The sequence below is a fragment of the Pseudomonas sp. Irchel 3A18 genome (assembly GCF_900187465.1).
GTDB classification, from domain to species: domain Bacteria; phylum Pseudomonadota; class Gammaproteobacteria; order Pseudomonadales; family Pseudomonadaceae; genus Aquipseudomonas; species Aquipseudomonas cichorii.
Genome location: NZ_FYDI01000002.1, coordinates 219,380 through 232,058 on the forward strand (window position 1 = coordinate 219,380; position 12,679 = coordinate 232,058).

A 12,679-nucleotide genomic window follows, 5' to 3' on the forward strand; every position below is an offset into this window, starting at 1 on the left:
GGTAATTGGCGCCACGGCATTACTGGCCGGCGGCAAACACCTTGATTCCGTTCACCCAGGTTTCACGCACCTCAATGTCGCGCATGCCGGCGCTGTAAGATTCCGGCAACTGCAATGGGTTCTTCTCCAGGATCACTAGGTCGGCCTGCTTACCCGTTAGCAGCGAGCCGATCTGATGATCGAGATGGCATTGCCAGGCCGCGTCGATAGTCACAGCGCGTAGAGCCTGATTCACGTCAAGGCGTTCATCCTTGTTCAGAACCCTTTTGTCCTCGTCCCGCTCATCCGTCAAAGCCTCCATCACGCGCCCGATAGCCTGCTCCATGCAGCGCAGAGGACCAAGTGGCGTGACAAAATGGTCGCTATGCAGGCTGATCCGCAGACCCGCTTTCAACGCAGAGGCACAGCGGTCCAGCAGCAGCGCACGCTCGGCACCGAGAATCGTGTCCCTGAACGCCTTGCCCCAGTAGCCGACGTGACCGATCAGAAAACTTGGCGAGATCGCCATCCGCTTCATCAGGCCGATGGCATCATCGTGAAGCAATGAAGCGTGTTCGATCCGGTGGCGCTGCCCGGCCCAGGCCGGCTCAGTCGGGAAAGGCCGCTTGGGTACTGGCGGAGGCGGCACCTTGCTGAGAGCCATCTGATAGGCAGCCAGCACGTTGGCGATGCCTTCGTCGCCGTTGGCATGGGTCAAAATCGGCCAGCCTGCGCTGCTCACCGTAGCCATTACCTCCGCCAGTTTTCGTACCGGATCGTAGTTGAACAGACCGTAAGCGCCGACACCGGGCACCGAATGCGTTTCGCAACACTCGTATGGCTGACTCTGCAGCCCGGTCAGACCCTGGTTTGAGCCATCGGCGATCAGCTTGATTGCACGCAAGGTGAACAGGCTGTCCCCATCGCTCGACAACTCGGGCTTGTAACAGTTGATCCAGGTCATCAGGTCGTTGCTGTTGCCGTACAGGGCTCCACCCACTCGGACAGTCATAGCCGAGGTCTGCGCCAGCCCTCTCATGATGTCGACTTCAATAGTCCCCGCAATCAGCCCGACGCTCGCATCAAACACGGTCGTGATACCACGCTCGTTCGCTTGCCGGAACACTTTCGCCAGACCGGTAAGGATCTGCTCCTGGTTGAATCTCGGCATGGCCTTGATCATAAGCTGGGATTGCTGCTCGGTCAGAACCCCTGCCGAGAATTCCTTGTCGAGCCCGGCCGCTTTCAGTGCAGGCGTGTTGGCATAACTGATATGCCCGGATGCGTTGAGCAGGAAAATCTTGACCTTGGTACTGATAGGGTCGAGGAAACTGGCTCCAATATCCTCCCAGACCGTCATCAACGACGGATCGACGCCGTACCCCGTCACCCATCCATCCGCCGGAACCTTATCAATGGCAGCCCGAAGCTGAGTCTCTATGTACTGCTTGTCGTAATCCGTGTTCAGGTTCTGCCCGGTAAACGGCGATAAATCCGCCCAGGTGGTCATGAGCGCACTCGACACAAGGTGCGCATGCGGATCGATCAGACCGGGCAGCAGGGTCTCGTCGGCCGTGAGCAGCCGTTCGAGAGGACTGTACTGAGCCATTTCGGCGGACACAAAAGCATAACTGCCAATTGCAATCACCTTGCCTTGGGCAATGCCGATGGCCTCCACTAACCGCTCGGGATTTTGGGGGTCCGGATAGATGTGCCCACCATGAAAAATTACGGCCTGCGGCAACTCTCTGCTCCCCTGCTGCTGCGCGAGCAAGGCTTGCCATTTTTCATGATCGTGCTGATAAGTCGGCAACATATGGGGAGTACAACATGCACAACCGAACTGGAGGCGTTCAGACATGGTGATTCCTTTCAGGGGATTACTGTGTGAGGGTGGTGGCTGAGATTAACGTGCCAGCACAGGGACTTTCCAGATAATTCGGGGTGAAAAAAAGCCCGTATTCAAGCGAGCTTGAGCATGCCGACATTTCCTATTCACGAGTATCGAACGATTGCAGAGCAACTCCCGTAACACGGGAGCTGCATCACAAGACGCTTAAACCAACTCGGCTAAAGAAGCGGGGTTGAATCCGCCCAACGTTGCGAGTTCTCCACTTTCTACCTTCGACGCCCAGTCCGGGTCACTCAGCAGCACGCGACCTACAGCGATCAGGTCAAATTCGTCGCGCTCCATGCGCTCGACAAGTCGGTCCAGACTCGCAAGCGCAGGGGCCGAACCCTTGCCGGCAAAGGCATTGGTTACATCGTTGTCCAGACCAACCGAACCCACACTGATGCTCGCGGCCCCGGTCACCTTCTTGGCCCAGCCCGCGCAGTTCAATCCGTTTTCGCCATCGATCTCGGGGAACTCAGGCTCCCAGAAGCGGCGTTGCGAACAGTGCAGAACGTCGACACCGGCCTCGACCAGCGGAAGCAGCCAGTCTTCCATCAACGCCGGTGTCTCGGCGACACGCACGCCAAAATCCTGCTGCTTCCACTGGCTGACGCGCATGATGATCGGGAATTCGGGGCCGACCGCATCACGAACGGCAGCAACGATCTCGCTGGCAAAGCGTGAGCGCTCTTTGATAGTCGGGCCGCCATAACGGTCGGTGCGCTGATTGGTGCCCGCCCAGAAGAACTGGTCGATCAGGTAACCATGGGCACCATGAATCTCGACGGTGTCGAAGCCCAGGCGTTTGGCATTTGCAGCGGCCTTGGCATACGCAGCCACCGTATCGGCAATATCCTCTTCGCTCATCGCTATACCGCGCGGATCACTTGGCGTATTGAGGCCAGACGGGCTTTCAACGGGCGCATCCGGCTCCCAGCCCCTGTCGCTACGTACTGCACCGGTGTGCCAGAGTTGCGGCCCCATGCGACCACCAGCACCTTGAACCGAATCGATCACGTTCTTCCATCCGGCCAACGCCGCGTCACCATGGAAAAAAGGAATGCTGGCCTCATTACGTGACGCCGGGCGATCAATGACCGTGCCTTCCGACAGAACCAACCCAACGCCCCCCTCCACCCGACGGCGATAATAGGCAGCACTCGCCTCACCCGGTATGCCCTCCGGAGCGAAGAGGCGCGTCATCGGGGCCATGACAATCCTGTTTTTCAATTCCAGAGAGCCGATGGAAAAAGGACGGAATAAAACGCTGGTATCAAGGTTTGACATCGAAGTTGAATCCATTGATTTCGGAAGGCATATAAGTATATTTTGTAAACTAAATGTCAATTAGGCACCTTGAATCGCCTAGGTATACCTGAGGAAACCTGATGCTCGAAATACAGCCACAATGTTTTTCGTCGGACTGCCCCAGCCGCGCACTGTTTGATCAGATCGCAGACAAGTGGTCCATGATGGTTCTGGCTGTTCTGGATGAAGAGCCACACCGCTTCAATGCCATCAAACGCCGACTGGAAGGCGTAACACAAAAGGCACTGACACAATGCCTGAGACGACTGGAACGCAATGGACTGGTCTCTCGGCACGTCATTTCGCTGTCGCCCGTGGCAGTGCAATACGAAATCACCCCGCTGGGCCAAAGCCTGCAACAGCCATTTCGTGAGCTGCACAAATGGACACTGGTGAAATTGCCGGAGGTTGAAGAGGCCAGGTTACAGTTTGATAGTGCGGCTGGGAGGGAGATTTAGGGGGGGCCCATGTATTGTTGAGATTGAAGTTTTTGACCTATAAACACCGTCTTAAGCCAAAAGTTAAAAAACCGTCTCACCTCCGGAAAAGCGCCAATCGTCGCGGATGACAGCCCATTGGCCATTAATTGTCGATGCCGTTCGACGGTGCCTGCCTCGCTTACAACTATTACGACCGCTCGACGGAACGAAATCAAAGTGCCACTAGTCGTAAAAATTGTAGAAACCAGAGGATTGGCCGACACGATCCCATGAGAGCAGTTTCTAGCCCTGCTCGATCCGGTCTGGAAAGGATAATCCGTTCGGTTATTTATCTGGTTGTATTTTCAGAGCGTCGTCTGATGAAGAAAACACTGCTCGGCGTGCGAGCGTTGATGTCTGTGCCCAAGGACAATCCTGGGCTGGTCAAGGCGCAATACATCGCGCTGTCTCGCCAATTGCCCATGATGTATTTCATCCTGCTGATCAACACCCTGATGCTGGCGGGCACCCACTTTGCGGTCGCGCCGCGCTGGCTGGTGGTGTATTGCCCGTTGATCATGACGTTGTTCGGAGTGATTCGTGCCGCGGAATGGATGCGCACGCGCGGGCGGACACGCACCCCGGAGCAGATGCTGGCGGCGCTGAAGCGTACCAATATGCTCGCGCCGTTTGTCGCCGTAGCGTTCACCGCCTGGTCGCTGGCGCTGTTTCCCTATGGCGACAGCTATGCCCAGGCGCATGTCGCCTTTTATATGGCGATCACCGTCATTGGCTGCATTTTTTGCATGATGCACCTGCTGCCAGCAGCCCTGGCCACCACAGCAGTGGTCAACACCGCGTTCGTGGTGTTCTTCGCGTCCACCAATATCATTACTTTTATTGCCACTGCGATTGACGTCCTGCTGGTGTCCATCGCCATGCTGATCATTCTCAAGGCGCAGTACGCCGACTTCACCCGGCTGGTGAACATGCAGGCGCAGACGGCAAAACTCAGCGAGGAAAACCTTCATCTGGCCAATCAGGACAGCCTGACCGGACTGGCCAATCGGCGGCAGTTCTTTTCCCGCCTCGATACGCTGCTGTCCCGCGCCCGCGAGCAGGAGATTCGCCTGGCCGTGGGACTGATCGACCTGGATGGCTTCAAGCCGGTCAACGATCTTTATGGCCATAGCATTGGTGACAAACTGCTCTGTCAGGTTGGCCAGCGCCTGACCGGGCTGCTCGACGAAGATGTACACTTGGCCCGGCTGGGAGGCGACGAGTTTGGCCTGATCATCACTCAGGCCATGAGCGACGACCAGTTGCGGACGTTTGGCGAGAAAATCTGCGCCAGCATGCGCGAGCCGTTCCTGCTGGTGGATATCCCTATCCAGATCAGTGCGTCACTGGGCATCGCGACCTTCCCGGATCAGGCATCCGACGCCACGCAAGTGTATGAATACGCCGACTATGCCCTGTATCAGAGCAAGCGCCACCGCCCCGGCACGGTCTGCCTGTTCAGCGCAGCCCATCGCCAGCAGCTCAATCGCGAAGGGCTGACCGAACAAGCCCTGCGCAGGGCCGATCTGGATGATGAGTTTCACGTGGTGTTCCAGCCCATCGTGGATGTTCACAGCCAGCAAACCGTCGCGTTCGAGGCCCTGGCACGCTGGGAAAGTCCGGAGTTGGGTAACGTACCGCCCAGTGAGTTCATCCCGATTGCCGAGCGCGTCGGCATGGTCAATCGCCTCACAGTGCCGTTGCTGAGCAAGGCGCTGGACACGGCCGCGAGCTGGCCTGAGGGTATCCGCCTGTCATTCAACCTGTCCGCCCACGACTGTGGTTCGGAGGACGCCGCCCAGCAGATCGTCGAGCTGATCAAAAGCAGCCGTTTCGACCCGGCCTGTCTCGATCTGGAAATCACCGAAACCGCGGTCATCCAGGACCTGCCGCAGACCCAGCGAGCGATCAGCCGGTTTCGCGAACTGGGCTGCGGCATTTCCCTCGACGACTTCGGCACCGGCTATTCCAGCCTGAGCCAGATCCACGCGCTGTCGCTGACCAAACTGAAGGTGGACCGCACCTTCGTCACCAACATCAACCTCGACCCGGCCAGCTTCAAGATCGTCAAGTCACTGATTGCCCTGTGCCAGGACATGCAGCTGGAATGCATCGTCGAAGGCGTGGAAACCGCCGCAGAACTCGACGCCCTGAAAAACCTCGGCTGCGCCTGGGCCCAAGGCTACCTGTTCTCCAAACCCATGCGCGCCAGCGACATCAGCGCCTGGCTTGAAGGCGAGCAACTGGCCAGGGTGCAGGTGGTTTAATTTGCTGATGGGGCAAGGCACCACTCGCGCTCGTGCCTCCCCCCTGCTACCCGAATTTGCCAGACCCAAAAAACCAAAAGCCCGCAATTACGCGGGCTCCAGGGCATTTCTTGCTAGATCGTGCCGGACAATGCCGGACATCCAATCATTCCCACTCTATTATTATACAGAATTAAAAATTCATATAATTCAGTTACTTACATAACAACCACATAACTATACCATGGGAAATACCATTCCAAGATTCTGATTACTGACCCTAAGTTCGAGCTTGATCGCCTAATCAGCTTCAGCAGCCCCATCGTCGGCAGAGCAGCCTCTACGGCACATCACGACCTAAAGCCAGGCGTAGCTATACCAGCTACCAGATATCTGGTTGACCGCTAAAGCTATTCAGACAGACTCTTCTTTCCAGGGCTAATAGTGTCAATGTAGAATCACTAAGGAAGAGGCAGGTTTTTCCTCTCGCGCAAGTGAGGGTGGTTCTGATAATGAACGGTTTCGACCGTTGGGCATACGCTCACCGATCCCCTTAGGGATGTTCAAATGTACTCAAATCCCCCTGCCTTCTTCCCCAATTTTCATGGAGAAATGTGAGTGAAGGACAAGGTCTGGTTTACGTACAAGGCGCGAATCCAAGCGCATAAACGCTTGGAGTGGCTGGACTTCCATTCACAAATGCTACTCGTATGGTACGCCATTCTCAGCACGATCCTTGCCGTGCTTGCCGTTCGCTACGAGCATGTTCTTGGTCCCGATACCGACGTGATGGCAACAGTCCTGTCTGTAGCCTTGCTCGGGGTTTCCCTCGCCGTGACCAATCGCGACTTCAGAGGGAGAGCCATGGCAATGCGCAGCAACTACCTGCAACTGCAGAAGTTGTATAACGAGCTATCTGCCAGCACGCCACCTACTCCGGTTCAGACCAATCGATATGACGATCTTTTGGCCGAGTCCGAAAACCATAACGAGGTCGATGATCGGATCGCTCGAGTTTTTGCCGGTGGCCTCTCCAGCAGAAAACCAACGAGGTTCGAGAGTATCTCTGCCATCTACTGGCTCGGTCTACGCCTTTTGCTCACTAGCTTGCTTTATGCACTGCCAATGGCCGTAGGACTATATGCTTGGGCTATCAAGTGAGCGCCGCTAGAGGCTTCAAGAAACACTTCGCTCGCAAGCCTTTGCTTCAGATCTATACCGACAAAATCAAGCCATCTGGTGCGATTGGGCTTGATCGTACCCGGCCGGCACAGCTGGATGCTCGGTTGAACGAGGAGCTTGACCTAATCATCCGAAAGGTTCACCAAGGAAATTACCGCTTCACCGCCTACAAGGAAAAGCTGATCCTTAAAGGTGCGACCTCCCAGCCAAGACAGATCTCTATCCCGACGGCCAGGGACAGGATCGTTCTGCGAGCTTTGTGTGACTGCCTTGCCGAGGTTTACCCCTCGGCAAAGCTCTCATTGCCTCAGGAGGTCATAAATGATTTAAGAGCGGGCGTGGCATCAGGAAAATATGCGGAATACGCGAAAATCGATCTGAAGAATTTCTATCCTTCGATCCCGCATTCTTTGATCAGAACGACTATCTGGAAGAAAGTAAGAAAACGAGAACTCAGAAGCCTGATCGAGGCTGCGATAACCACACCAACCGTCCCCGAATCCAAGGGTAAAAAAGATACACCTGACTCAACAATCGGCGTACCTCAAGGCTTGGCGATCTCCAACCTATTGGCCGAGATTGCTCTACAGAACATTGACTCTGTGTTCAAGGCCCACACTGGCATTTGGTACAAACGCTACGTCGATGACATTCTGATCCTTGCACCGGAGGGCCAAGCCAAAGCAGTAGCAGATGAGCTGATCGCTGCCTTGAAGAAATTGGGGCTCAACCCCCATGACTTTGGCCCCGGCTCGAAGTCCAAAGTTGCACCGCTCACGGAGCCCTTCAGCTTTCTGGGGTATCAGGTAGAAGGCGGCGAGATCATCATTCGCCACGAGAGCATTCTTCGATTTGAGTCCTCTATCGCGAAGATCTTCACCGCCTACAGGCACAGGGTAGCGACCGCACATTCCCCCAGGGACTTGCAGCGGGCCAGGGCGTACTGTGAATGGAAGGTAAATCTCCGAATCACCGGGTGCTACTTCGGTTACAAACGCAGAGGCTGGGCATCGTATTTCTCCCAGATCACCTCGACGACGCAGCTCCGGTCAGTCAACCACACCATACGCAAGCTCACCCAGCGGTTCGCCCTAGAGGGTCACATTCAGACAAAGTCGCTCATCAAGACGTTCTATGAGCTGAGACGTGGAAGCGCTGGCGGCCATACCTATATCCCGAATCTAGATGATCGTGACATCGGCCAGAAGCGAGCGCTCTTGGCTATCTGGATCGGCGATGAAGCCTGGCAGCTTCCTGACCACCATGTTGAGAGGCTTTTTGTGATCAAAGTAACCAAGGCCATTCGGGAGCTTGAAGAAGACATCGCCCATGCGTCATAGCGCAGACTGTCCCGCCCCTGTATGAGATCGCCTTTTGAACGATTATAAACGATGCAAAACCGATGATGCCCCCTTTCGCAAGACCTCCAGCCAATGTGCAAAAGCCGCGCTCGAGCCGCTAGTCGCCAAAAAAAGGAGTAGATATGGCGTTCTGATATGAATTCAGCGTAGTCTGCAATTTGACCTAGTCAGGCTTCGGTTTGAGACAGTTGGTCCAATGGCTTCAGCCGTACTTTAGGAAATCGCCGGAGATTGAGGCGGTTGAGCTGTAAGGAGTAACTGGATTGCTCAAGGATGGGTTAAGATGAAAATCAATCAATCTAACTGAAACGCCTACGCACAGGGGAATTTCGCGTGCGCGCTGCCGATTGAAAAATATAAAAATCAAAGTGGGGGTGGGATATTTCTAACACAAAGCTAACAGCATACGAAAAACTATATACCTCAGTTAGCTGCACAGCCGACTACAGATTTAATACTTACAGGAGACTGAGCAGTCTAGATGGCGCAGCTAATATTGCTTTAATTTTAGCTTCGACAGCTCTGATAGTTGTATCATTTATAGTCACCATGTATGCGGGAAAGCTAGGGCGAAGCGAGGCCATCATAACGATAGGACAAAATTGCCTACCCATAGTCATGCTAGCCCTATCAATCCTAGTTTCAGGGGCTAAATATGGCGCACGAGCAGAAAAAATTCACGACTGCGCCCAGACTCTTAATCACTTTAAAAAAATCTTGAAATTCGACATTACTAACGAAGACTTCTCCCCATCTGCAGAAAACTTTAAAAGCTACGCAACCCAATATGCTGACATTATTTCAAAATATGAGAATCATAGCAAAATAGATTTAAGCATCGAGAGCATAAGAAACATAAGCTGTGCACATATCCCAAAACCCGTGCTAGAGCTATTGGCTGGCATATTCGGACGCGGCCTACTTTATTACTTCTACTTGTTCATTTCTTTCACCTCCATAGGTTGGATGCTCCTAGGCATATATTTAGCAACCAAAGAGGTGTCGCCTTGTTAGATCAAAATTTTACAGGAAAAAGCTTCCTTAGACTGACCTCAATTAAAGACATTATAAAATTTAAGCTAGGCAGAAAGCGAAGTGAGTATCTTGAGAAACTAGAAGTTGTTGCCAAGAACATATTAGAAAACGGCTGTGAATTTACTGATCTGACATCTTACGAAAAGAAAGGTAAGAAGATTTTCAAAGCGTTGTCTCTAGAGAGCGTGTATAGCTTACGAAGAGTTAATAAAATATTAGGTAGGATATACAAAGTAAAACAGGCAGACCGCGATACAATCACTGAACAAATTAGTTCTCTAATCTCTGACACTAGCCACTTCACGATTATAAAAGGCGACATTAAAAGCTTCTATGAATCGATCCCAAGAGAATCAATTATCGCAAAAGTGGAATCGAATAGAATACTGTCATATCATAACAGAAGAATTGTACGGCAAGTCTTCTCACGCGTGAGCATGACAGGTGCCAAAGGCCTACCCAGAGGCATCAGCATAAGCTCCTCTCTCTCTGAGTTATACATCAGAGAATTTGACCGATATGTACAGTCATTGGAAGGCGTCTATTATTACGCTAGGTATGTAGACGACTTTGTGGTCTTTTGTCATACCAGAAGCGATAACATCCTGGGCGACATCGCAAACAAACTTAAACAACTACACCTAAGCCTAAATCACAAAAAAATTAAAAAGGTATGCTCAAAAAAACTACACCTCGGAAATGATCGGCTTAGTTTTCTGGGTTACGAGCATTTCCTTACTCCAGATAAATCGGTAAAGGTACGCATCTCTCGCAACAGAATTAGAAAAATCAAGACCCGCATCATCCTCGCATTCTTAGACTACGCAAAAAATAAGGACATCAACCTTCTATGTCTCAGATTAAAATTTATCACCGGAAATTACCTAATCCGTGAAGCATCAAGAAATGATGATGTCTCGCATGGTTTAATGGCGGGTTTTTTCTACAACAATAAAATACTGTCCGACCTAGAACAAGTTAGAGAGTTAGATATGTTCTTATTGAGGTTGAATCATTCAAAAAGGGGCAGCATCTACAGGGCGATCGGAGCTGCTGATATGCGCGCCGCTTGCATTGCTACGCGCGGCATCAGTTTCGACAAAGGATTCACTCAACGGGCAATCTACACAATAGCTAAAACAGAATTCTCAGAAATAAAAAAATGCTGGGCTAGGGAAAGCGACTATGAAAAACAATAACAAGGAAACGAATCTTAAGCGAGTATACAAGTCGAATTACCGACGTGTACTACTCACAGAGGTACTTCCGTACGAGGTGCCTATTCTTTTAACAAATGAAGGTTTTTATTTACATCCGCACAACCCCAATGAAGCAGGTCTATTGGGAACCATATTACACTCCCACAAAGAAACGCAGCCTTTCACATTTAAAATCGTCAAAACCGCTTCGAGCTATAGAACACTTCATCTGATACATCCGTCCAGCCAGCAAGACTTTGTTGACTTTTACAAGACTTACAATAGCTTGATCTGTGGACTGACTGCTCGGAGCGAGTACACCTTACGTGCGCCAGCAGAGGTAGCAGCCTGGTATTACGAACCTGACAACTTACTCAGAGATAATGTGGTAAAAGATGAGGGTGCGGAGTCCAACGTTGATGAGTCTATGTCTGTACAATTTAAATATGCCAGCTCGTTTTTTCTTTACAAAAAATATTCTTTTCTGTATAAATTTTATGACTCTTACGAATTCCATAGGCTCGAAAAAAAGTTTAAAAAGCTATTAAAATTTGACATCTCCAAGTGCTTTGACAACATATCTACAAAAAGACTAGGCGAAGCAGTTAAAAGTGAAGTTTATCAAAAGGAGCATTTCGGAAAGCACAACTTTGAAAACAAGTTTTCCAAGTTAATGGAATCTGCTAACTTTGGCAGGAATGATGGATTAGTCATAGGACCAGAATTCAGCAGAATTTATGCAGAAATAATATTACAAGACATTGATAAAAAAGTTTTACAAGCCAACCTACACATTCAAGGCGAATATGATGTTAGACGTTACGTAGATGATTACTTTTTATTTTACAACGATGAGAAAATTGGCGAGCACATACTAACTGAATTCGAAAACTCACTTGAGAAAATAAAATTATATTTAAACGAATCAAAAGTCTCAAGACATAGGGCGCCGTTTCTCACTGGCATTACTATGGCAAAAAAAGATATACAGGATATTTTTTCAGCTCTGTTCGACACTTTTGACGAATCAAAAAAAGGAGTGAAACCTGATATTCCGTTAGCAGAGAACGTCGACAGCCAAAGTGATCAGCCGGAAGAGAAAATTACGTTTATAAAGTATTTCAAAGGACCAGGCGTAGTAGCGAACAGACTGATCAGAGACATCAAAGCCATTGTCAGAAGCAACGAAATAGAGTTTGAGACAATAACCGGCTATTTCTTTACAGTAATAAAGAATAAGATACACGAAGTTTATGGATATAGCGCCACCTTGGACGACAACCAACAAGAAAATGTATTAAAGTTCCTGCTAGTTATTATGGACGTCACATTTTTCGTATATTCGATGGACGTCAGGGTAAGAAGTACTTTTTTGGTAAGCCAAATATCTATTTTATGCTGCAGAATCGCCAAACTTATGAAACCTGTTTATGGCGACGAGATAGTAAAAAAAGTTCAAGATGAAATAATTTTCACCATGAAGAATAAGAGAGCCGATAAGGTTGCCTCAGGAGTGGAAGTAATAAACCTTCTGATAGCGCTAAGAGAAATTTCCGGCGATGTAGATTTAGTTTCAGAGAGTGACATCTCAAAATTCATATTCAACGAAGAAACAAAAAACATCCAATCAGCTAACTACTTCCAGATAATTTCTGTGCTTTTTTATATGAAGAACAACACTCATTATCATAACCTTAAGCGGAAGCTAAAAAGCGTTGTGCTTGAAATACTAGCGACTCAGCGAGCGTCAGTTTACTCCGAGGCAGCTCACCTACTTCTAGACCTAGTCCGCTGCCCTTATCTTGACAGGGCATTCAAATCTCGAATGATTGGTCGCTCATTTGAAACTGAATTTGGTAGAAAACCTAGCTCGACAGAACTGAGGTTGCAATACAAGCGTATCTCACTCCACGACTGGTTCGTAGACTGGAGCGAAATGGGCATAAAAATTGAACGATTGCTTCAGAAAAAAGAGTTGAAAACCGCCTACGAATAA

The 12,679-nt window shown here is 50.5% G+C and carries 9 protein-coding genes; 7 read left to right on the forward strand and 2 right to left on the reverse strand.

Annotated features, from left to right (window positions below; all coding sequences use genetic code 11):
• Nucleotides 1-19 precede the first annotated feature (19 nt).
• Nucleotides 20-1,840, reverse strand: coding sequence for an amidohydrolase (locus tag CKW23_RS04015; protein WP_025258863.1), 1,821 nt, complete (start codon nucleotides 1,838-1,840; stop codon nucleotides 20-22).
• Between the two features lie 195 nt (nucleotides 1,841-2,035).
• Nucleotides 2,036-3,160: an NADH:flavin oxidoreductase gene (locus CKW23_RS04020; protein WP_025258862.1), complete on the reverse strand. Its 1,125-nt coding sequence runs from the start codon at nucleotides 3,158-3,160 to the stop codon at nucleotides 2,036-2,038.
• Nucleotides 3,161-3,261: 101 nt separating this feature from the next.
• Here CKW23_RS04020 and CKW23_RS04025 point away from each other — a divergent pair, with 101 nt between their 5' ends.
• From CKW23_RS04025 to drt3b, 7 genes are all read left to right on the forward strand, one after another.
• The gene (locus CKW23_RS04025) at nucleotides 3,262-3,639 is read left to right on the forward strand and encodes a helix-turn-helix domain-containing protein (RefSeq protein ID WP_025258861.1); all 378 of its coding nucleotides are present in this window, start codon (nucleotides 3,262-3,264) and stop codon (nucleotides 3,637-3,639) included.
• A gap of 341 nt (nucleotides 3,640-3,980) precedes the next feature.
• Complete coding sequence (locus CKW23_RS04030) at nucleotides 3,981-5,927, forward strand: bifunctional diguanylate cyclase/phosphodiesterase (RefSeq protein ID WP_095067066.1); 1,947 nt, start codon at nucleotides 3,981-3,983, stop codon at nucleotides 5,925-5,927.
• Nucleotides 5,928-6,524: 597 nt separating this feature from the next.
• The gene (locus CKW23_RS04035) at nucleotides 6,525-7,067 is read left to right on the forward strand and encodes an SLATT domain-containing protein (protein WP_095067067.1); all 543 of its coding nucleotides are present in this window, start codon (nucleotides 6,525-6,527) and stop codon (nucleotides 7,065-7,067) included.
• Nucleotides 7,052-8,428 carry an RNA-directed DNA polymerase gene (locus tag CKW23_RS04040; RefSeq protein WP_256590397.1) on the forward strand — a complete coding sequence of 459 codons (1,377 nt, stop codon included), beginning with the start codon at nucleotides 7,052-7,054 and terminating at the stop codon, nucleotides 8,426-8,428. Before CKW23_RS04035 ends, CKW23_RS04040 begins: the two co-directional genes overlap by 16 nt.
• 402 nt (nucleotides 8,429-8,830) lie before the next feature.
• The gene (locus tag CKW23_RS27145) at nucleotides 8,831-9,463 is read left to right on the forward strand and encodes an SLATT domain-containing protein (RefSeq protein ID WP_143498900.1); all 633 of its coding nucleotides are present in this window, start codon (nucleotides 8,831-8,833) and stop codon (nucleotides 9,461-9,463) included.
• A complete protein-coding gene (drt3a, locus tag CKW23_RS04045; RefSeq protein ID WP_159918416.1) occupies nucleotides 9,457-10,683 on the forward strand; it encodes an antiviral reverse transcriptase Drt3a in 1,227 nt (408 codons plus the stop codon). The genes CKW23_RS27145 and drt3a overlap by 7 nt, the downstream gene beginning before the upstream one ends.
• Nucleotides 10,670-12,679 (forward strand): antiviral reverse transcriptase Drt3b, encoded by a 2,010-nt coding sequence (gene drt3b, locus CKW23_RS04050; RefSeq protein ID WP_095067069.1) that lies wholly within the window; start codon nucleotides 10,670-10,672, stop codon nucleotides 12,677-12,679. The genes drt3a and drt3b overlap by 14 nt, the downstream gene beginning before the upstream one ends.

Excerpts from the sequence above, each read along its gene's own strand:
- CKW23_RS04015 (WP_025258863.1), bottom strand. The coding sequence starts at position 1,840 with ATGTCTGAACGCCTCCAGTTCGGTTGTGCATGTTGTACTCCCCATATG.
- CKW23_RS04020 (WP_025258862.1), bottom strand. The coding sequence starts at position 3,160 with ATGTCAAACCTTGATACCAGCGTTTTATTCCGTCCTTTTTCCATCGGC.
- CKW23_RS04025 (WP_025258861.1), top strand. The coding sequence starts at position 3,262 with ATGCTCGAAATACAGCCACAATGTTTTTCGTCGGACTGCCCCAGCCGC.
- CKW23_RS04030 (WP_095067066.1), top strand. The coding sequence starts at position 3,981 with ATGAAGAAAACACTGCTCGGCGTGCGAGCGTTGATGTCTGTGCCCAAG.
- drt3b (WP_095067069.1), top strand. The coding sequence starts at position 10,670 with ATGAAAAACAATAACAAGGAAACGAATCTTAAGCGAGTATACAAGTCG.